General features: G+C 43.1%; 18 protein-coding genes and 1 pseudogene. 6 read left to right on the forward strand and 13 right to left on the reverse strand.

Going from position 1 to position 20,837, the window contains the following annotated elements:
* Positions 1 to 4: 4 nt before the first annotated feature.
* From tssC (QTO06_RS16495) to tagH, 11 genes are all read right to left on the reverse strand, one after another.
* On the reverse strand, positions 5 to 1,516 hold the full coding sequence (gene tssC, locus QTO06_RS16495; protein ID WP_050904824.1) for a type VI secretion system contractile sheath large subunit: 1,512 nt from the start codon (positions 1,514 to 1,516) through the stop codon (positions 5 to 7).
* An 81-nt stretch (positions 1,517 to 1,597) separates the two neighbouring features.
* Entirely contained in the window at positions 1,598 to 3,091 is a 1,494-nt protein-coding gene (gene tssC, locus QTO06_RS16500; protein WP_005426776.1) for a type VI secretion system contractile sheath large subunit, read from the reverse strand.
* Positions 3,091 to 3,621, reverse strand: coding sequence for a type VI secretion system contractile sheath small subunit (gene tssB / locus QTO06_RS16505; RefSeq protein WP_005426987.1), 531 nt, complete (start codon positions 3,619 to 3,621; stop codon positions 3,091 to 3,093). Before tssB ends, tssC (QTO06_RS16500) begins: the two co-directional genes overlap by 1 nt.
* 15 nt (positions 3,622 to 3,636) lie before the next feature.
* Positions 3,637 to 4,776 carry a type VI secretion system protein TssA gene (tssA, locus tag QTO06_RS16510; RefSeq protein WP_045401274.1) on the reverse strand — a complete coding sequence of 380 codons (1,140 nt, stop codon included), beginning with the start codon at positions 4,774 to 4,776 and terminating at the stop codon, positions 3,637 to 3,639.
* A complete protein-coding gene (locus QTO06_RS16515; protein WP_331408981.1) occupies positions 4,769 to 5,563 on the reverse strand; it encodes a PP2C family protein-serine/threonine phosphatase in 795 nt (264 codons plus the stop codon). Before QTO06_RS16515 ends, tssA begins: the two co-directional genes overlap by 8 nt.
* 10 nt (positions 5,564 to 5,573) lie before the next feature.
* The gene (tagF, locus tag QTO06_RS16520) at positions 5,574 to 6,269 is read right to left on the reverse strand and encodes a type VI secretion system-associated protein TagF (protein ID WP_331408982.1); all 696 of its coding nucleotides are present in this window, start codon (positions 6,267 to 6,269) and stop codon (positions 5,574 to 5,576) included.
* Positions 6,251 to 9,769 carry a type VI secretion system membrane subunit TssM gene (gene tssM / locus QTO06_RS16525; RefSeq protein ID WP_331408985.1) on the reverse strand — a complete coding sequence of 1,173 codons (3,519 nt, stop codon included), beginning with the start codon at positions 9,767 to 9,769 and terminating at the stop codon, positions 6,251 to 6,253. The genes tagF and tssM overlap by 19 nt, the downstream gene beginning before the upstream one ends.
* Positions 9,770 to 9,783: 14 nt before the next feature.
* Complete coding sequence (tssL, locus tag QTO06_RS16530; protein WP_331408987.1) at positions 9,784 to 11,076, reverse strand: type VI secretion system protein TssL, long form; 1,293 nt, start codon at positions 11,074 to 11,076, stop codon at positions 9,784 to 9,786.
* Positions 11,077 to 11,090: 14 nt separating this feature from the next.
* Positions 11,091 to 12,416, reverse strand: a complete 1,326-nt coding sequence (gene tssK / locus QTO06_RS16535) for a type VI secretion system baseplate subunit TssK (RefSeq protein ID WP_331408988.1) — start codon at positions 12,414 to 12,416, stop codon at positions 11,091 to 11,093.
* A gap of 20 nt (positions 12,417 to 12,436) precedes the next feature.
* Positions 12,437 to 12,892 carry a type VI secretion system lipoprotein TssJ gene (tssJ, locus tag QTO06_RS16540; protein ID WP_331408989.1) on the reverse strand — a complete coding sequence of 152 codons (456 nt, stop codon included), beginning with the start codon at positions 12,890 to 12,892 and terminating at the stop codon, positions 12,437 to 12,439.
* 9 nt (positions 12,893 to 12,901) lie between these two features.
* Entirely contained in the window at positions 12,902 to 14,071 is a 1,170-nt protein-coding gene (gene tagH / locus QTO06_RS16545) for a type VI secretion system-associated FHA domain protein TagH (RefSeq protein ID WP_331408990.1), read from the reverse strand.
* Positions 14,072 to 14,389: 318 nt separating this feature from the next.
* On the opposite strand from tagH, the gene QTO06_RS16550 reads away from it, so the two are divergent.
* The 4 genes from QTO06_RS16550 (at position 14,390) to QTO06_RS16565 (ending at position 18,765) form a co-directional block, all read left to right on the forward strand.
* A complete protein-coding gene (locus tag QTO06_RS16550) occupies positions 14,390 to 16,534 on the forward strand; it encodes a serine/threonine-protein kinase (RefSeq protein WP_331408992.1) in 2,145 nt (714 codons plus the stop codon).
* 122 nt (positions 16,535 to 16,656) lie between these two features.
* Complete coding sequence (locus tag QTO06_RS16555) at positions 16,657 to 18,201, forward strand: response regulator (RefSeq protein ID WP_331408994.1); 1,545 nt, start codon at positions 16,657 to 16,659, stop codon at positions 18,199 to 18,201.
* Positions 18,202 to 18,204: 3 nt separating this feature from the next.
* Positions 18,205 to 18,540, forward strand: coding sequence for an Hpt domain-containing protein (locus QTO06_RS16560; RefSeq protein ID WP_331408995.1), 336 nt, complete (start codon positions 18,205 to 18,207; stop codon positions 18,538 to 18,540).
* Positions 18,541 to 18,585: 45 nt separating this feature from the next.
* Positions 18,586 to 18,765 (forward strand): hypothetical protein, encoded by a 180-nt coding sequence (locus QTO06_RS16565; RefSeq protein WP_009705290.1) that lies wholly within the window; start codon positions 18,586 to 18,588, stop codon positions 18,763 to 18,765.
* A gap of 96 nt (positions 18,766 to 18,861) precedes the next feature.
* Here QTO06_RS16565 and QTO06_RS16570 read toward each other — a convergent pair whose 3' ends face one another.
* The gene (locus QTO06_RS16570; protein WP_331408997.1) at positions 18,862 to 19,278 is read right to left on the reverse strand and encodes a GNAT family N-acetyltransferase; all 417 of its coding nucleotides are present in this window, start codon (positions 19,276 to 19,278) and stop codon (positions 18,862 to 18,864) included.
* Between the two features lie 22 nt (positions 19,279 to 19,300).
* Positions 19,301 to 19,813, reverse strand: coding sequence for a MazG-related protein (locus tag QTO06_RS16575; protein WP_331408998.1), 513 nt, complete (start codon positions 19,811 to 19,813; stop codon positions 19,301 to 19,303).
* 291 nt (positions 19,814 to 20,104) lie between these two features.
* Here QTO06_RS16575 and gloA point away from each other — a divergent pair, with 291 nt between their 5' ends.
* Complete coding sequence (gene gloA / locus QTO06_RS16580; RefSeq protein ID WP_010452114.1) at positions 20,105 to 20,491, forward strand: lactoylglutathione lyase; 387 nt, start codon at positions 20,105 to 20,107, stop codon at positions 20,489 to 20,491.
* Between the two features lie 11 nt (positions 20,492 to 20,502).
* A pseudogene (locus QTO06_RS16585) lies at positions 20,503 to 20,697 on the forward strand (oxidoreductase); the annotation flags it as partial.
* Positions 20,698 to 20,837 lie beyond the last annotated feature (140 nt).

The raw sequence follows: 20,837 nt of genomic DNA on the forward strand, positions 1-20,837 counted from the left end.
TCCCTTACACCACTTGTTCTGGTGATAATTCCGTAATAAGTTTGACTGCCGATACCATCTGGTCGAGTTGAAAATGAGGCCGTAAATGAACCACCGAATAATAGTGTCCGGGGGAATCACGTTTTTCTTTAACGCTGATGTTTGCCTCATTTAAAGGGTACTTTGCCCTCAGTTCATCCGAAGCTTCGTCAGAGGCTGTTGTGTATTGATGAAGCCACTTTTGGAAGTCTCGTTGGATTGAATCTGCATCTTGATAACCACCGATTTTGTCTCGTCCCATGACCTTTATGTAATGGGCTATTCGTGAAACACAAAGCGTGTATTGCAGCATCGAGGTCAACTTGGCGTTCATAGAGATATGCTGCTCTTCGAACTGTCTTGGCTTATAAATGGACACGCTGGATGTCATCCCCACCATGTAGGTCTCTGCAACCGGTGACATGGTGATAAATCCACAATCCGATATTTCTTTTTCTTTGCGCTCTGAAACTTTTAAGTTCAAAGGACTTCTATCGCGGGTATTTTTGCTAGTGAAATGCACTGAACTTCGCGTGGGCGCTAAAATTGTTCCTTGTGTGTAATCGCCTTGCTTAACACCCCTCATGTGAGTAAACCAGCCATGTTCTTGATACGTTCGAATTGCAATCGCAGCGAAACAAAAAGCGGCACTTCCCCACTGCAATTCGCGCTCAGAATCATTGATAGCCTCTTCGAAATCAAACCCTTCTATACGAGAACCGTCTCTGGTATAAGGCAAGCGAAATAACACGTTTGGTGCAGCAATACCGATGAATTTCGCATCTTCCGATTCTCGTAACTTTTGCCATTTTATGTACTCAACTTGTTCAAACTGAGCGCCAATATCTGTGGTCGATGACAGCTCTGAAAATCGATTAACACCAAACACACTTGGCTGCGCAGACAGAATGAATGGACTGAATGCCGCTGCCGCAGTTTGCGCAACCTTACTTAACACAGTTAAATCTCGATCAAAGTGATTTTTCGCTGGGTCATGTCTTAGTTCGTAATCACCGATCACCACCCCAAAAGGCTCACCACCCGGCATGCCATATTCATTCTGATACAACAATTTAAACAGCGCAGATTGATCAAACTCGATGGCTTTCAGTGCATCTTTGCTGACCTCATCCCATGTTGCCGAAAGCACTTTTATCTTCACAGGTTCACTGGATTGGCTGGCAGTTTGCTCACACAGATAGCGAACACCTAACCATGATTTTTCCAATGCTTGAAACACTTGATGATGAATAATCTCATTCAATTGCTCTTCCAATATTTGGTCAATCTGATCGATGGCCATCAACACGCTATATCGAAAATCATCAACAGTTGAACTTTTTGTTCCTTCTAGCCAAATTTTTGCCGAATGTATTGAATCTACTGACTCGACAAACTGGGTAACCCAGTGACTATCAAGTTCCGCACACCCAAGTGGACTGAACTCGTGTTTCAGTTCACTTGGGTCTAAGAAATTCAATGTCATATCGTTAGCCATTCCAAATCGTCACTTTTAATACTCAATCTCTATCCCCAAGCGTGGAAGGAGTGGTTGACCCAAAGGCCAACCACCTATTACTTAGCCACCCGATTGAGGGATCTTTGCGACCAAGCGTAATGACGTGGTCAACTCTTCCATTTGGAGCCAAGGCTTCAACCATGCCACAGCATTGTAGGAACCTGGCGCACCCGGAATTTCTTTCACCTGAACACGAGCATCGGCAAGCGGGTATTTCGCACGGATTTCTTGACCACCACCTTCTGAGGCATTCACGTAGCTTAAGATCCAACGGTTTAGCCACGACTCCACGTCTTCAGCTTCCATAAAGCTACCAATCTTATCGCGCGCCATGACCTTCAAGTAATGAGCAAAACGTGACGTTGCCATCATGTAAGGTAAGCGTGCTGAAATGGCCGCATTCGCAGTCGCATCAGGAGAATCGTGATTGGCTGGTTTTTGGCAGGTTTGTGCACCAAAGAAAACCGCGTAGTTGGTATTCTTATAGTGGCACAAAGGAAGGAAACCAAGTTTACCTAGTTCCGCTTCACGTCGGTCCGTAATGCCAATTTCTGTCGGGCATTTCATATCTGGGTCGCCGTCATCACTCATGAAGAAGTGCGTCGGTAGGTTATCTACTCGGCCACCACCTTCTGCGCCACGAATAGCGGTGCAGAAGCCATATTTCGAGAATGCATCGGTAAGCTTAGCACCCAGCACATAAGAAGAGTTCATCCAACAGTAATCATTATGTTCAGCATTCGTTGCAATACCCGACACTGAGTCAACGTCAAACTCTTCAAAGCCAAACTCTTCCACCGGCGAAGTTGCTTGTCCATAAGGCAAACGCGCCAATACTTTTGGCATGGTTAAGCTTACAAAACGAGAATCTGCGCTTTCACGGAAAGAACGCCATTGAGCATATTCCAGTGATTCGAAAACTTTGTCCAAATCGCGAGGTTTAGAAAGCTCTGTCCACTCATCAAAACCAAACAATGCAGGTGAAGCCGCAGATAAGAATGGAGAGAAACCTGACGCGGCCACATTCGACATTAAACGAAGTGATTCAATGTCTTCTGGGTGGTTAGTAAATTCATAATCACCAATCAGTGCACCATATGGCTCACCACCGGCACTGCCGAATTCCGACTCATAAACTTTTTTGAATATCTGGCTTTGGTCAAACTCAACCGCTTTACTCAAATCTTTATGAAGCTCTTTCTTCGTCATGCTGATCATGCGAATTTTCAGTGTCGAACTGGTATCTGAGTTCATGACTAAGTAGTTCAAACCACGCCAAGATCCTTCAAGTTTTTGCAGTTCTGGATGGTGCATGACTTCGGACAGCTGTTCAGAAATCTGACGATCGAGTAAGTTGATCGCTTCACGGAAAGTCACGGTTAGGTTCTTATTCCACGAGACCGTGCCTTTCATTGCTTCTTCAGTTAACGTCTTAATCAGCTCTTCAGCACGTGAAGCTTCTGTTTGCTTAGTTGCGCCAATCGCTTGCTCTAGAAAAGAGGAAGTCTGCTCACCAACGGTAGGATCAAGCTGCTTTTCAATTTGCGTCGTCATCACTTCACTCCCTCTGGATTGTCCGTCGGGTGAGCGTCACCTAGTTTCAGCTCGCCTGCTAGCTTGGTTAAGTTATCCGTGTTGTTTAAGACATCTTCTAGAATATTTTCCAACTCTTCTGAACGATCCACCTTTGTCATTAGGTCACGTAGCTTATTGCGTGTTTCCATTAACTGGCGCAGTGGGTCAACTTGATTCACGATCGCTGCTGGCTCAAAGTCCTGCATCGATTTGAAGCTCAGATCAACTTCAAATTGTGAGTCATCTTTCGCGAGTTTGTTGGCAACCTTAAACTTCACTGACGGGTTCATTTTCTTAAGAACGTCATCGAAGTTATCTCTGTCGATCTGAATAAAGCGACGGTCTTTGAGTGGCTTCAGCGCTTCCGTATTTTGTCCTGCGAAATCGCCCATTACACCAACAACAAAAGGAAGCTCTTTTTTCAGCGTTGTTCCTTCAGTTTCAACATCATAGGTAATGTGAACACGAGGCTTCCTTACTCGTGACAGTTTCGAGTGGATACTCGTCATACCGTTCTCCCTTTCTTAATTTTCATTTTGTTCTGCTATGCCAACTAAACGGAAATAGCTTCTCTTTGCATCTCCGTCGGAGATCAATTCCGCCAGTAATTCCGGCAGAGGCATTCCACACCAACGAATGATTTGTTCGATGGAGTAAGAAACTGGTGAATGAGGCTCACTTTCTCTAAAGAAGTCTGCCACCTTTTGTAACTGCTCAATCGCCTGTTCCCGCGATTGCATGTTTGTCATCAATAAAGCGCCGTTTTGCCCCTGTAGAATTGCGGCTTCCTCATCCTCAGTCGGATCGAGCTGAATAACTTCAGTCACCTCTGATGGAGCTTGAAAACGAACGCCCAATAGATGCTTTAATGCCGAATGTATTGAATCTAGTTTTTTGGAAATGTATGAGCTCGGTGTAACGTCTCCAACCGCATCATCAAGCTTTTGACTAAATTGGCTAAACGCAACCATCGCAAACTCAAGGTCAGAGATAAGTTCACGATAGAACTCATCAGATGTAGATTTCACCGTGTCGTTAATCTTGGACATTTCAACAGCACCCTGCTCAACCTTGTAGCGGCGCTTGTCTTCATCAAGTCTCTCTAACTCAATCGCTTGCTGATATTCCCAAAAGGCGTACGGTTGCTCTACACCCATGTCAGTCAGGGGAATAGATGCTAAAGGAAAAATTAACGTTCCTTCACTATCGATGCCATTTAGGCCAATAATGGAAGAGATACGCGTCTCCATACCGTCTTCATCAGGCATTGGATACAGTTGTTCCCAAAAATTGTCGATGAAGTTTGAGGCAATTTCATAGCCAACTCCCATGCCACGAAATCCATAAAGACGCGTGAGGGCTTCAATTAACCATGCAACAAATTCTAAGTCTTTTGATTGGCGAGAAAGAATATCCGGAACCTCGTCAATAAAGACACGCCACAAGTTAGTGTGCGTTAATATGCTCTCTTCTTCGATAATCGCATTGCGCTCAGCATTGCGTGCCGCCATTCGACTGTCTTTTAAACGGTAGTATGCTGATTGAGGTGACACGTCTTCACGCGGATCTACACCTGTTGGGCGCTCTTCTGATACTGGTAATAGAACCGGCTCCAACCAATCGAATACCCTGCTAGAGTCAGATACACTTTTGGGATCAACCATTCGCCTTGCTCCTCAAGAATACTGGGATAGTGGCATCGTCTTGTGCTCGTCCGTCTAGCTCGCTTCTCTCACAACAGGCTTTGATCAAAGCGCACGTGACATTGTCACTCGCACCTCTCACTAATGCAGAATGCATCAAAGCTAAACCCGCCTGATTAACCGAGTCTGCATAAAGTGTCTTGTGCATCTCATCGTTGGTGAGTTCTTTTGATAATCCATCACTGCACAAAAGAAATTGGTCACCGTCTGCAAGCTGGCCTGATACTTGGTCTATCGTGACAACTTCGTCCACACCAATCGCTCGAGTAATGACATTAGCCAATGGATGTGACTCTGCATCCTCAAAAGCCAATAGACCTTGCTCAACCAAATCCATGACTTGGCTGTGATCTCTGGTTTTTTGGGAAAAGCGACCTTCTCTGAGTTGATAGATGCGGCTGTCTCCTACCCATAGACAGTGGAAGTAGCCATCTTGCATAAACAATAAGACAAGAGTCGTTCCCATAGTTTTGCCCTCTAAGTGGGCTTGTGCGTAATCAAAAATCTCTTTGTTTGCTTGCTGGACAACCGTTCTTAGTTCATCGATATTCGTTGTTTTATTGTCTTTGATATGGCGAGCGATGCGATCCACTAACATTTGACTCGCAATATCCCCCGCACTGTGTCCACCCATTCCATCCGCTACAACCCAAAGCCCAGCTTCAGACATCTCAAGTAAGGCGTCTTCGTTATAAGGTCGTACTTTTCCTGGGTGCGTCTTAGCAAAAGTAAAGTAATTCCAATTCATTATTCGCTTCCTACCAGTTCCACTTTTGCCAATTGCCGTCTAGCATTGCTGAATATTGTCCTATCGAGGGCAAACCAGATGTCACCAACATGCACGGTTCGACGTTGTCCGAACCGGCTGTCCACCAAAAGCAAGGCGTTTTGTAGTCCTTACCAATCATTCGATTCAAGAGGCTGTTCACTGATAGCTGCGACGAGCGCTGATAAATGACGGACAGTTCACTTTCATAAACCATCGTTGGAACTTGGCTTACGCCAGCTTCTTCGGTTGGTAGATTGTCAGAGTCTGTCAGCCCTTGTGCCCATGCATCGAAAACAAATTCATCACTCAATACGGCAACTGCAAGGTTTTGGCTATGCTGTGTCCAGTCACTCTGTTGCCAGTAGTTCACCGCAGGTCCCTGTACTGCGCGCGCCACCGTAAAAAAGAAATAGCGACCTGACGAATCCACGCTCGGAATGACACTGCCGATATAAGTGGCGTCTTCCATGTAAGAAACATCAAGCGCAAAATGCCAGATAGGAGCAGTCAAAAAATACTCACTCCAATCTTCACCCAGTTGCTCACGGCTAACGGCGATCACCGCTTGCTGCCAGTCGTGCCAACGACCAGTAAATTCTTGGGACAAACCGTCTTTAACGAAATCCCCTTTAGCCGGCATTTTCCCTATGTATCCCCAAGAAGAAGTTAAAGCGTTTGTGGACATCGGAACCTCTCCATTTCATTTGACCAGAATGGGTTTACCGTGCTCGAAGGGATCAGCTCCAGCTGAACTTTATTACCATTGAGATCAATCATCACGATGTTGTCTTTTCGTGACTCCGGACGCGCTTTAAGCGATTGGTCTAGCAATCTAAAGATGCCCCATTCACCTTCATATGTATGAGCAATTTCTCGCTTTGATTCCGGCGGCGTAAATACGATTCGAGTTTGATCTTGACCTGCTGGCCAACTTAACGATTTAGCACGTGCTGGACCATGTTTATAAACGAGGTCTTGTTCACCTAACTCCAATACAAAGCGAGTGATATGTTGGTCTAGATAGACTGGCTTCATTCCAAACTCTACTCTCAGCGAGTTATCAGATTCAAAGAACGTTTGTCTAATGCGCTTTGCTTGTTGAAACACCGCTAATGTTTCTGGTCTCACACCGATTTCTTTCTCAAGTTTCCAGCGTCTAGAGGAGGTGTCCACAAATGGTTCGAGATACTCTTTAAAGAAAGAGTCCATCGTTCCACCATAGCCGAAGAAACGTTTAAAATCTTTAAGTCGCACTTCCTTGGCCGCATTTGAAACAAAAGGATAACGTCCCGCGATAGAACGACGATACGGCTTTACTACTTGCGTTTGCCAAAGCTGGTTTAGGTGATCTTTAGAACCACTCTCAGCAAATTTCACTGACTCTTGAGACAACTCACCTAACCATTGATTAAATGGCTTTGGTAGCAACTCTCGCGCCCGCTCAAAAGAAGCAGCTACATCTTGGGTAACCGTTCCATCCAGAATACTCTTGTAAGCAATCTTTTGATTGTTCCCTGAGCTTGATAGATCAGACAAGTAAGAACGCAGATTAACCATTGCTTGCTGAATGTCGTCAAAATCTTGCTCATCCAAACGTAGAATTTCAGTAAAGTGTTGCTCCACTTCTTTCCCGGGCAAGGCTACGTTAAATGCATTTTCCTCAGGTAAATACAGATCGAGCTTGTCAGCCGTATTTGAAAACTTCACCTTTGCTACATTTCCCGCAACCTCAGAGGCGGCTTTTTGGTTTTCTGACAAAACCACTTTCGTTAAGCCCACTTCTTTTTGAATCGCACGCAGTAGTGATTCAATTGGCCTTTCGACACCAGATAGCACCCTCGCCTGAGCGGAAGCCAACTCTAAACTTGGCGCCTGTTTAAGCTGGATGTCTTCAATCAGGTTTTTCCACTCATTGATATAATCCTGGTAATAGCGCTCTTGTACACCTCGAATAGCGTTTGCATGGTCAATTTCATGCGCTTTTAAATCGTCCCCATAGACCCAGTTTTCCTCCATCAAACTTTTTACCGTGCGGTTAATTTGAATTTGAAAAATGCTATGGAATCCGTTGTAAGTGTAAAAACCGGAAATACCTTGCGATAGTGGCTTACCACTGTTTCGTTCGAACTGCTCTAAGCCCTTAGGTCCCAGAACGTCAGTCAACCTAAATGAAGGCACATGACTTTTCGCAAACTGCAACTTCATACGTTGGTAAGCACGTTCCGGCAAAGACATTTGCGTTAAGACTTCTCGAGCCTTCGCTACCGATGATTCGTCGTAAGAAAGCCCTCGCTCATTGCTGTCCAGCAAGTTTCGAGTGTGCGTCATTAAGCGCTCTCTTAGCATCTCATTAAGTACACCTGGGTAATGACGTTCATAGTAGAAACCAAACCAACTCAGAACTTCCTCTTGCTGATATTTATTTGGGTTAAACAGCATCAAATAAGTTTTGAGTGTTTCGTATAGATATTGACGATGCTCTTGGTTTCCTTCCATTTCAGAGACAAGACTCTGGAGCACCATTGGGGCAAAGTGCTTATTTAACGTAGAGGTATAAGCATTGTTCGCCGCTTGAGAGACCTTATCCCCTTGATACAGGCCAAATTTTTTGATCGCCGTTTCGTCTTCATAATCGCTTTGTTTTCCGAGCGGTAACATCATGATGCGATCAAGCGTTTCTATTGCACTGATAATATCTGAATCAAAGTCCAAGCTATCCGCGCCTATCATTGCGTTGATATGGTCAGTCTGCTTATTGGTTTGATTAATAAGGTTCACGTTCCACTGGTAACTTGTGAACCAAACGCCCGTGGCACCTGCCAGTGCTACTGCACATCCGATATAAACGCCTCGATGAAGCCAACTAGACTGTTTTTGATAATGACGATTCACCGTACCAAGCAATTGCTCTTTGAAAATCACTCGATCAAATAGGTTTTTGACAAAGTAACTATCAGAACTTCGATTGTTCATTGATAGCCCAAGCTTGCCAAGTCCCAACCCACTTGTGGATTCATTCATTAAACGGCTAACAGGGATCCCTTCTTGAACCGAACTCACCATAAACACACCACGGATGAGAGTCGGTTCTTCAAAGCTGTTTTGAGCAAAAATATCGGTTAGAAACTCATCTAAGTTTGCCTGTAGTACACGCAGCTGTTTCGGAAACTCGAAGATAAGCGCACGCTTATCAAGATCATCTTCAGTTTCAAGGATCCTCAACATTCGAGCATCAAGACGTTCTAATAGGTGATGAAACTCTTTATTAAAAAGAGAAATAACGCCTTTCTCATCCTCGCAATCTTGAGGGAACATAAAACCAAAGAGATCGTCTCGCTCTTCTTTACTCAAGTCAGAAAAAAACTCATTAAACCCCGCGACGAGATCCATCTTAGTAAGCAGTACGTAGATTGGAAATTGCATGCCTAATTGATTTTTCAACTCTTGTAAACGAGCCTTAATTGCTCTTGCGTGCAAGCTGCGCTCAGTGCGAGTCTGCGACATCATGCTGGCCAAACTCACCGTCACGATAGCGCCATTGATTGGTCTCTGAGTTCGGTATTTTTTAAGTAGTCCAAGGAACCCATGCCAAGCTTTTGAGTCGACCTTTTCCTGACTGTCTTGCGTGGTGTAGCGCCCTGCAGTATCAATTAGCACCGCTTTGTTCGCGAACCACCAATCGCAATGTCGAGTGCCACCAACCCCAGCGACCGAATCTGTACCCATTGACTCAGCCAAAGGAAACTCCAAGCCAGACTGCTTGAGAACCGTTGTTTTACCCGTACCAGGAGGACCAATCAAAACGTACCAAGGCAATTCATAAAGGCTGCGTTTTCCTTTATGCGTTTTAGTCACGACTTTAATTGCCTGTTCAATCCTATCTTGCAAGACATTTATTTCAGAGGCGGCTTCTTTATCCGATTGAGAGTCAACTTCTAACAAAGTCTGAATACTCTCGTCTTCTTTGACTTTTTGCTTGTGTTGTTTCGTAAGATTGAAGATCCCCCAAACGAAAACCAACACTAAAATACTGACGAGACGTTGAAAATCCGTCTTTAACGGTTCATAACCTGCGACGGTAATTAGGGGCCCAACAGCCCATATAAAGATTGAACAAGCTGCGACACCAACTAAGCCGATAAACCAGCGTTGAGTAAAGATTTTGCCTACTTCTCGGATACTCATTTATCTCACTTTCCTTAGTTCGCAACCATTAGATCAATTTCGATTCGGCGATTAAGCGCTCGGTTCTCGTCGTTAGTGTTATCGACCAACGGCCTCGCATCCCCTAACCCCTCAGGCAACACACGTCCTTCTAACGCACTATTTGCGATTAACTGCTCAGACATCGCGGTGGCTCTAGCCAGAGAGAGGTGCCAGTTAGAAGGATATTTGCTGGTAAAAATTGGCTTGTCATCGGTATGTCCTGCGACCAAGATTTTCCCTTCTGTCGCCTCTAATGTTCGAGCCAATTTGGATATCACGGGCTGAATGTATTCAACAACCTCGGCACTTCCAGACTCAAAGAGATCTTGAGCTTTGATGGAGATTCGAACTCGATCTGGAAGCGCGTCTACCGTGACTAAACCTTTACTTATTTCTGTCGCGAGATACATGGAAATACGTTCAGCAATATCGGTAACTTGAGAATCAGTTTGAGCCGTTGACTCGACTTGTGCCGGAGCGATCAAGTTGATTAAGTTGGTAAAGGTTTGGTTGGAGGCTTTGTTGAGGTCATAACTAAAGTACATAAAAATACACACCAACAAAGCAAGTGTGACCGAGCAAACAACCCATAAAGGCGCTCGTTCAGAGATTTGCGCACCATTAAGAAGACGGGCTTCAACATTATCATTCAAGCCTTGTTGCAGACCTCGGCCATGATTCTTGAGCGTCACCATCACCTGCTTTCTCAAACGACGATGCGCTTCGAGTCCGTTCTTCTCTAGTCGATATTGACCAACAAAGCCCAAGGACAAGCAGACATACATTAATTCAAGAAGATCTAAATGAGACTCAGGAGAAGACATACACTTCTCAAGGCGTTGATAAAATGCCTCACCACCTTGGCTGCTCGAATAAAACGACGTTAATAATGAATCGTGGCTCCAAGCAGATTGGCTACCCCAATTTGTATTCAATACCGCTTCATCAATAGCACAACACAAACAGTAACGTGCCGTATCTATCGTTTCTAAGTTAATGTTTTTCTGACGTAGTCGATTCTCGTAATCTCTTAATTTCTGCGCTAACGTTTCTTTTAAAAAGAACACATCAGAGTGCGTCGCCGTTGCTCTTATCTGACCAATGATAGAAAGGATGCCATTAGCTTCCGCCAGTATTGGGTTAGTGCCAAAGGCGACTACCGTGTCATTGTTCACAACCTCGGTGCTTTTTGAAATCACCACAGTACTGTCTGCCGATTGTGGCTGAGATACTTTAGCGCTTACTGGCCTTCCGCCTGGCGTTGGCTTAATAATTGTCTGTTCCATAGTGACGTCACCCGTTATTGGTTAATGCTCCAAAGCTCAATATCTGCATTCGGAAATTGGCCAGATAACTGTAGAGCGATGCCTCCACTCTCTTTTAGCCTATTCCAGAAAGGCCCTTTTTTGATGACTTCAAAATAGACGTACCCGGTTTGATAAGGAATCTGCCTCGGAACGACATTGAGTGGCGCAACATTGATGCCATTAATCTGGTTGTTAATGAGGTCACGAATTTGTTCTGCTGGCCCAAACTTAAGTTGCGCTGGTACCAATCGTCTAATCTCTTCGGTGCTCGTATCAGCTTTAACAGCTAATACGAACTGACTGGAATCAAGTAGTCGCTTGTCTGGCAATGGAGTGACGTGTATGCCGAGTTGGCGAGCTTCTAACGGTAACTTATTAGCAGTCTGGTCGAGTACAACGCTTAAGTATTGGCTTAACACTTGGTTAAGTTCCTGAACAACAGGAGTCAGGTTTATATGATCATAATCAGACAACTCAGGGGGACGCTTCGTTTTACTAGAAAATGTTGAGAGTTCGCCGACGTAGCCCTTCAATAAAGTAATAAGCTCGAGCGGATGAATTTGATCTAATTTTCCTAGGTGCTTAAAAACCATCTCATATCGGTTTAGCATTTGTAGCATGATGAAATCCACCGCTGATGCAGAAGCCATCTTTCCTTGAAGCAGACGTTGAGAGACGACATCAGCACGAATCTTAGTCATTGCAGAAACGTTTTTAAGACAGCTCATCATGGCTTGATCATTAAGCGCATTTAGGTTCGGTGGCGTGAATTCATCATCCAAGATAACGACACCTTCACTTGTTACCTCTTTAATTTTTAGAATGGGCAATTCAACAAAACCAGAAAGCTTTTCATTGTTCGCTTTCAACGCCATGTTCAATGATGCGACTTGAATACACTCTTCGTCTTGACCTGTCTGAACATCAATAACATCAATATCTTTCAACAAATATCGCGACACCAAGCCTTCGCTAACATCAGCGACCATTTTCTCTTTCAAGCTCTTCGCCGGCACGGTTAGCTTTACGAGCGTGTCTTGCGTACCTTTTTCAATGCTCAAAGGGCTGAGCTCAGCGCTCGTATTCTGTAGTTGGACGACCGTCATATCAGGCAGAATTGCGTCTATACTCTCAACTTCCACCAGCCCTTCTTTAAGGCTGTTTGAGTTAACACGGACTTTGTAAACGCCCCAATTATAGGGGTGTTGAAAGCGATTTAGCCCCTTGAATTCTTGTTCTATCGCACGTTCGCTTTGTTGAAAATGTTGAGGACGTAAAAACATCCCCTCACACCATGCTGTGCGGGAGTAATGTGTCATGGTTTTATCGCCAATCAAGATTAGTTAACGAACAAAGACAAATCGTCTAGTTGAATTTGGTAGGTGTTGTACCCGGTTTGATCAACCTTAATCACCTGTCGCCAATTTGAGTTTTCTATATCTCGAAAAGCCGCAACTAAGCCGAGATATTTCGTTTTAGCGGACATACTTGCGTGATAAACCTCTTCTTGGCCAGGCGTTAGCGATATCTCATACTTGTTAACTAAATCTGGCCCCAAAACCGTGTCGTAGTTTTCATATATTGAAAAGAAATCTTGGCTTTCAAACACCGTCGAAGAAGTGAGCTCAAACACATAAATAACGACTGGAGAAGGTCTGCCATTTGAATCAGGGTTAATGTTGTGTTTTGCAGCTAGCTCTAAATCAGCGTAAGGGGCAACCACAAGGTTTGCAGCGGAGCAGCCCGTAAGCAGTGCAGCAAAAAATAGCACTAGAGTTTTCATTATCGTTTTCATCATCATCCCTTAAATTTTAGTTTTTAACGCGCTTTCATAATGCTTTGCAAAATCTTCTAAATAAAATGGCGATTCTTTATTTATAACTTCATCTGTCAATTGATGATGAATACTTTCAAACTTTTTCCAACTGCATGCATATTTTCTCGCCGGTATTAATTTATTTAAGACACTATCATTGGACATCGCATCAGAATAAATCGTTGCTGGTTCTACTAATGACATAACACTTGATACAGTACCCTCGACACCTTTCATTAAGGCTCGCTCATGATTTTCTATATCAAAGAACGCCTCTTTTATCGCAATATCAGCTCGCATAAAACTTACCGATTGGCGATTATATAAATTATGAATTGCGTCTTCTAAACTAGCCGAGAATTTTAACGGGTTATTTTCAGATTTTCTAAACGCCGTATGATTCAAACGATTATTTTGTTTAAACTCGGCACGATTGTGTAATGTTTCCATTAAGCCTAATAGCATCAGGGAAAACGATTGACCTAACTGCTCAAACCATTGCTCACTGCCTTCATCTGGGACCATATTTGGGTTGATACCCAAACCTCTAATAAAAGCCTGTACGTTTTTCTCATCGAACTCATGTGAGATTGGAGTATGGGAAGGCAGCTTTTCTTCTTCTCGGTCATCTTGAGAGTGAGATGTAGGTGCGTCTAAAAAGTCATCCATGAGACCGATATCTAGTTGAAACTCGGAAGAAACGCTCTCTTTTAATAGATCTGAGGCATTCAAACCAAAGTTGTCGTGAGCCAAGTTTTCAATAGCAACTTTCTCACCTACTTCATTGATTTTATTAGCCTCATTTAATGAATCGTCAATGCGACGTTCTTCAAGGTTAACTTGAATTTGATAATCGCCGAGGGTCACTACATCACCATGATTCAGTGCTAATTCATTTCCTTGACCAACAGGGCTGACTGCGTTGTTTACAAAAGTGCCATTAGTGGAGAGATCTTTAATCAAGTATTTGTCACCAAACTTGATCAACTCTCCATGCTTACCTGAAATGACTCTTTCAGGGTCTGGCAACGTCCAATCGCACTGTTCTGAGCGACCAAAACTGACTTTCTCATGCTCGCCTGTCGCGTCAAAAATGAATTCGTTGTCTATCTCTGGTGTGAACTTATGAAAGCTCGTAATGGTTAAAACCAACGTCATGTAAACCTCGCCAAAGGAACTGCTTAATATATAAATTTAGTTCTTAATAGTTAGGCGACATCTTATTAACACTAAAGTTAATAATGCCTAATCAAATAATAATTAGATTTCACGAACGGAATAATGAATTAAATTTACAGCAAAGCAATCGAGGATTATTACCCAGAACAAAATATACAACGAGGTTCAAATTTTTGACGCTAAATTTTTCATTCGTCAAAAAACCGATGTTAGCTTTACCGAGAAATCAACATTTAACTATTTTTCATTAGTTGATGAATTATATATTCACACCATCATTTTATATGGAGCCTCGTGATGGACGACCAAAGTAAAAACAATTCTATAAATAAAGATTCAAATGGTGATAAAACAAAAATTGTAAAGACTCAAAAAAGAGAAAATACAAACGACAAGATGGGTAATATAAATAATGAAGGCTCAGCCCAAAATAATAATGAGACAATTACAAAAGTGTCTCATAATCAAAACACTATTCCACCAGTGGGTAACCCTCACTCTAACTTCGAGAACAGCGCTCATAAAAAGCGTCCTGATTCTTTACTCGGTGAGACAATCAAAAACCGGTATGAAATCGAGTCTTTAATTGGTCATGGTGGTTTGTGTGATGTCTTTTTAGCGAAAGACAAGATCCTCGAATCGTCCGGTTCCGATACTCCATATGTCGCACTTAAAGTTCTCCAGAATGAGTATGCCTCGCAGCCTGAGACCGCACGCATGCTGATTCGTGAAGCACAACAAACTCAGAAGTTAAGCCACCCGAATATTATCCGCGTTTACGACTTTGGTGTTGATGGTGACATTTATTTCCTTGTTATGGAGTACGTTGATGGTGAAACTTTGGAAGGGATAATTCAACGCTCTCGACCAGACGGGTTAAGATACAACGCTGCCCTATCGATTCTTAATCAAACGCTGGACGCGTTGTCGTATGCGCATTCACTCGGCGTCGTTCATGCCGATTTAAAACCTGCCAACGTCATCCTCACGTCTGAGGGAAAAGTGAAACTGTTAGATTTTGGTGTATCAAAAACTCAGCAATTAAAACATGACCAATACGCCGCTAAGCGGAAGTCCCAAGATACAGACACACTTGGCTATACACCAAATTATGCGTCACTAGACATTTTGTCGGGTAAAGAGCCTAAATTCAGTGACGACCTTTTTGCCTTCTTCTGTATCACTTTTGAACTTTTAAGCTGCAAGCACCCTTATGGTCGAACTCCTGTAGATGAAGCGTTGAAAAAAGGTATTAAAGTGAGGAAGCCAACCAATTTACCTTTCTCAAAGTGGCGTCTATTCGCTAATGCTTTTGCAACAGGAACCGTACCTCAAGGCTTGAACTGTGTTGATATAAAAACACGACTCAATAGAAACCGTTGGCCTTTGTACTCTGGTATTGCTGCAAGTGTCGCTTTATTGGCTGGACTTGGCATGTTCTATCAACAGCAGCAGGATACGATCTCCAAACTAAACCTAGCACTGGCAGAGAAAGACCAAACCATCGAATTGGCCGAACAGTTACTCAATACATTACCAGAAGACACAAAAGCGTTAATAGACAACAAACAAGGCCTACACCCTGTGATTGAGGCAGGTTTTTTACGTCTTTATAAGCCTCATCTCCTGGGCGAGTTTGAATCGAAAATCGATGATGTACTGAATTCCGATGTCACCACTTACCCAAATTACGATCAAATTGAATCCATCTTGCAACAGGCAAAAGTTTACTACCCGGACTCACATAAGATTGAAGTGTTGGCACTGGATATTCAATCAAGTAAGCACTCAACGCTTCTATCGATTGCACGGCAGATAAACAGCCACTTAGAAAAATCCGTTTATGCTCAAGTTGAAGACGAGAAGTCGATTTATGATCTTAAGAATGAGCTGCATGAGATCCACCAAGACTACCCGTTCACACCAAGCTCTCTTGCCAGTGAAGTTTTTGGACAACACCTAAATGAAGCCCTTCAGTTAAGAGATGCCGCCGCTTTAGTGACCTTGATTAAGGTGGGCAATACATTCTTTGCTGAATCCGAAGAACACCAAGAAAACTTGGCTTTTAGCAATGCCATGAAAGATGCCGTGCTCGAAATGAAACTGTACGAAACAGCCAAAGAGAGTACTAACCCTCTAGCTTTTCCGTCTGATGCAGCAAGACTTCTCTACCAAGAAGAATTTGAAGGGTTGCACTACCGATTAAAACAAGCTCGTACGACGGTTAACCTAGATAAGCTGGTGAAAGATATTGACGCGTTCGCTGAAAACTTCCCACCTGGCTTTCAAGATATCAACGATCTACGATTTCAGACTGCAGATAAGTACCTTCAGTTTTCCGATATCTTGTTAAACAAACGTAAATCTAAGAGTGCACGTAGAGCAATGAAGAAAGCGAATGAGCTTTTAAAACGCGTAGAAACGGAAGCTGAACAGAGTTAACGCCTACAAAAGTTGATAAGGGGCATATTGCCCCTTCTTTGTCTTAACAATCACTTGCCTTTATGCAAACTGGTGACTAACTTTATTTTAGAGTGTGCCAATCCGTAAAAATAGGTAGAAGTTTGACTACAGGGAAGTTTGAAGTCGATAACATCGGTATTTTAGTCATAGATGACTGCTCCACATCCGCAACGTTGATTAAACATCAACTGGTTTCGCTCGGGGCAAAAATGTCGAACATCACATGCGTTAATAGTGCTCAGCAAGCATTGAGCGCAATAAAAACACGTTTCTATTCTTTCATCATTATCGACTATCACCTTTCGAAAAAACTCACTGGTTTAGATCTGATCAATTTAATGAGCCGCGCAAAACTAATATCCGATACCACCGCGGTACTCATGATATCAGGAGATGCGAAACAAGAGACTGTCCTAACTGCACTTTCTGGCCGTGTTAGACACCTACTCACTAAGCCTCTACAGACAAAAGCGTTGCAGACTAAAATGCTTACCGCTTTGCAAGAGCAACATCACCTTGCCGAAGTGAAACAATACTTGAGCAGAGTCGAGAAACTTTCCCTCACAGATGTCGCGCAGCTACACAAAAAATACGCGAACAGCGTTTGTGTTGAATCACTCTTAATCGATACCTTAGTGGACACGAAACAGTTTGAAGTTCTGGAGCACTTTCTTCCTTTTTGCAATGACAAAGAACACGCCAGTCGGATCTGCGCTGAGGCTTTCTTACTCCACCAGAAAGGCAAGATACGCGAGGCTGTTGAAGTTCTGGCAAATTACGTCACGCACAATCCACTGTGCTTAAGAGCGATAGATAACCTTGTTGGGCTATACGAAACGCTTGGACAGCACAATAACGCTTCAATCCTCGCTAATCGAGCATTCGAGTTAACCACTAGCAACAGCGCTAGGCTTGTCACCGTGTCCAGAATCTTATCGAAACTAGAACAGTATGATCGGCTGTATGAAGTCGGTTACCTTTATGCTTCCAATGTTTCTTCGACCGACACCCAGTGGCTTCCTGCGATGAATACCTACGTAGATTTAGTGAGTGACCATTTTAAAACACTTTCCAGTGCAAATGAGAAGAAGCGAGTGCTCAACAAACTCAATGAGTTCTGTTTACTTGCAGAGAAACAACTCAATCGGAGTCAACGAATCGATTTGGCGGCTTTTAAACACATGATGCAATGTAAATTGCTCTTACTAGAATCTCGTCCCGAGTACGCCCACCGAAAGCTCATGCAATCCCTTAGCTACTATTACGCTACGCCAAGTAAAGCCCCATCGCTTATCCTTAAACAAGCGATACCACTGATGGACTTTTTTGGTGAGTTTGCCATCAAACGCTGTTTACGAACCTTATTAGCAGCAAAAACGGGAACGACTCTAAAACCCATGACTCAAGGGAACAATAACGATGAGGCTCTTAACAAAAGATACCCGTTTTCCGCCGAGATGCGACTCAAAAAACTCTCTGATAACAGCATTGATGCCACAGATATTATATTGGACGAGAGCATTGAATTTCTTTCTCAGCGTCCTTTACCACCCAATTGGTCTAACTGGCTCAAAGATTACCTATCCGGCTCTTACTCGTCCCAGTTGCCAACTCCTTTTAACCTACAAGCCACACAGTGGAGATGAGCAATGATCAATTTCGAAGTACTCAATACTTATATGGACAACGATGTCGATATTATCTTTGCTGCTTTCTCAACCTATATGGAAGACTACGAAGATGGATTGGACCGTATTAATCAGCTTAACCAAGACCAAAATTGGCCTGAGTTGTTCCTATTGTCACACAGTTTAAAAGGCATCCTTTCAAGCTTTGGAGAGGAGTCAGCAGTATCAGCACTTAACAATATAGAGGAGCATACAAGAGATAATATCGCACCAGATAGCGGGGATCTGGCTATAGTTAATAAAGAGTTGGTTACGATAAACCAACAGATAACTGATTACTTATCCAACATGGATTAGTGACAAAACAATAAAAAATATTACGTTAATTGGAAATGCTAGGCTATGAACAACACAAATTTTAAAGAGTTGATAGATTCGCTCAAGGATCTGACGCCAACTCAAAAAAAATACTTAATAAGCCAGACGCGGCTTTCTTTAGAAGAAAGTGAAGTCCTGAAAAACAAAGACTTACTGACACCTGAAGAGCTCGAATTATTGCTTGCTGTAACAAACGCAAAATGAAAGGCCGATAGAGGGAGCTAGACGCGACCATTGCGGTTTTTCAAATTCTGAATCGGAGGGGTTAGCTGTGCTGACCCCTTTTTCATGGTATGTGCGTTAGAGTTCGATGATTGCCAACATATCCTCACCATCCTCATCCATACCAACTTCTTCAAAACCAAAGTGACTGTAGAAAGGTTTAGCGACTGGGTTAGTCGGGTTATAACAGATCTCAATCTGTTTGAGGTTCGGCGCCAGTTTTAATGCAACTCGCCCTATCCCTCTGTTTTGGTGTTTGGCATCAATCATAAAACGCCAAATAGAAACTTTATCACTTGTTTCATAAACCCACATGAAAAAACCAACAGCTTCCTCACCTAGATAGATTGCACGAACCACATGACCTTCGTTGTAGAAAGACTCCACCAGCGACCACATGTTGCATGCTACGAATTCTTCTTGTGGTTTCGTTACGTCTAAGTCGCAGACGAGTTCATAGTTTTGTTTCGTAACCTCTCTCAGAGAGACATTCATGGCATCCTTTCCTTAATCATGTCTAATTTAATTGATTTTTTGATTGAGCCCCATCCGCTTGTTGGATTTCTTCTAGCTCTTTGATATCGATTTGATCGACTTCTCGATTGAGGATTCGTTTGTACTCAACAAGAGAGCTTGCATTGATGACCGGCAAAGTTAGCCCATGAAAATCGCGCTGTACGGATTCGGCCAAATTAATATCAAGCGATACCCATTGTTGGTTTGAGGTGCTGAAAATCTTCGTCCCCGGAGTCAATCCAATTTCGATTTTCTGGTTTTCATAAATCAGTTGAAGGTATTCTAAGTCCCACCCTTCTTCACAGTAGTGTTTAAGGGGTTTACTTACAAAAGGTTGAAAGAACGGTAGAAGCGCATGTACATCCTCTTTTTCTAAATAGAGGTCAATGTCAGCAATAGGCCGAGAACCACCATGAAGGTGGGCGGCGAAACCTCCGACAATCTGGTAACGAATATCTTGCTTATCCAGTATTCCTTTCAGCCAAGACATTGCACGATACACTGATTCATTCATCCGCTGTCCTTTTGTTTCCATGAGTATGCATTCAATCCAATAACCAATCACTGTAAGTAATTTATATTAAAAATAAAAGGTTAAAGTGCCTCGCGCTTTCACTTCGATTAATGAGCCACCAAAATGATCAAATACCCCACGATTTTGATAACAGAATATTATACAAACAATAATCAATGATAATTTCATGTTTGCATGAAATGCCTTTATCTTTAGCTTCAACAACGTTGCTTGTTGAAATGCCTTTGTCACTCCGACATCGCCTCACAAGCCGAGATAAGAAGGTTAAATATGAAATTTCTTCACACTATGATCCGCGTGGCTGACCTAGATAAGTCCATCGAGTTTTACACCAAAGTTCTTGGTATGAGCGAACTTGATCGCTTCGAAAACACAGAATACCGCTACACACTTGTGTTTGTGGGTAACGCAGACCAACCAGGCAGCGCAACGATTGAACTGACTTACAACTGGGACACAGACAGTTATGACCTAGGTAATGCGTTCGGTCACATGGCATTAGGTTGTGAAGATATTTACGCCGCATGCGACAAAATCAAAGCACTTGGTGGCAATGTCACTCGTGAACCCGGTCCAATGAAAGGTGGTGAAACTCATATCGCATTCATCAAAGATCCTGACGGTTACCAAATCGAATTGATTCAAACAAGCAAATAACGAGGTTAGTCATGAAAGATACATTGTTTCAACCTGTACAACTTGGTTCTCTAACCCTTCAGAACCGTATCGTTATGCCACCAATGACTCGTTCTCGTGCAAGTCAACCTGGTAACGTCGCAAACGACATGATGGCTGAGTACTACGCACAGCGCGCATCAGCGGGTTTGATTGTTGCAGAAGGCACACAGATTTCACCTGACGGCGGAAGACCAAAAATAAAAATCCGGAAGACCAAAAATAAAAACAATATGTGCGTTTTTAAGTGAGATTTGGCGGGATTTAGTGGGATTTGGTGAGACAGAAAGGCGTCATCTGAAACCCTTCTGTTAATTCACATTATGCC

It is taken from the genome of Vibrio sp. M260121 (assembly GCF_036533715.1).
Lineage (GTDB): Bacteria > Pseudomonadota > Gammaproteobacteria > Enterobacterales > Vibrionaceae > Vibrio.

Coding starts and splice junctions, on each gene's coding strand:
- tssC (WP_050904824.1), bottom strand. CDS start 1,516: ATGGCTAACGATATGACATTGAATTTCTTAGACCCAAGTGAACTGAAA.
- tssC (WP_005426776.1), bottom strand. CDS start 3,091: ATGACGACGCAAATTGAAAAGCAGCTTGATCCTACCGTTGGTGAGCAG.
- tssB (WP_005426987.1), bottom strand. CDS start 3,621: ATGACGAGTATCCACTCGAAACTGTCACGAGTAAGGAAGCCTCGTGTT.
- tssA (WP_045401274.1), bottom strand. CDS start 4,776: ATGGTTGATCCCAAAAGTGTATCTGACTCTAGCAGGGTATTCGATTGG.
- QTO06_RS16515 (WP_331408981.1), bottom strand. CDS start 5,563: ATGAATTGGAATTACTTTACTTTTGCTAAGACGCACCCAGGAAAAGTA.
- tagF (WP_331408982.1), bottom strand. CDS start 6,269: ATGTCCACAAACGCTTTAACTTCTTCTTGGGGATACATAGGGAAAATG.
- tssM (WP_331408985.1), bottom strand. CDS start 9,769: ATGAGTATCCGAGAAGTAGGCAAAATCTTTACTCAACGCTGGTTTATC.
- tssL (WP_331408987.1), bottom strand. CDS start 11,076: ATGGAACAGACAATTATTAAGCCAACGCCAGGCGGAAGGCCAGTAAGC.
- tssK (WP_331408988.1), bottom strand. CDS start 12,416: ATGACACATTACTCCCGCACAGCATGGTGTGAGGGGATGTTTTTACGT.
- tssJ (WP_331408989.1), bottom strand. CDS start 12,892: ATGAAAACGATAATGAAAACTCTAGTGCTATTTTTTGCTGCACTGCTT.
- tagH (WP_331408990.1), bottom strand. CDS start 14,071: ATGACGTTGGTTTTAACCATTACGAGCTTTCATAAGTTCACACCAGAG.
- QTO06_RS16550 (WP_331408992.1), top strand. CDS start 14,390: ATGGACGACCAAAGTAAAAACAATTCTATAAATAAAGATTCAAATGGT.
- QTO06_RS16560 (WP_331408995.1), top strand. CDS start 18,205: ATGATCAATTTCGAAGTACTCAATACTTATATGGACAACGATGTCGAT.
- QTO06_RS16565 (WP_009705290.1), top strand. CDS start 18,586: ATGAACAACACAAATTTTAAAGAGTTGATAGATTCGCTCAAGGATCTG.
- QTO06_RS16570 (WP_331408997.1), bottom strand. CDS start 19,278: ATGAATGTCTCTCTGAGAGAGGTTACGAAACAAAACTATGAACTCGTC.
- QTO06_RS16575 (WP_331408998.1), bottom strand. CDS start 19,813: ATGAATGAATCAGTGTATCGTGCAATGTCTTGGCTGAAAGGAATACTG.
- gloA (WP_010452114.1), top strand. CDS start 20,105: ATGAAATTTCTTCACACTATGATCCGCGTGGCTGACCTAGATAAGTCC.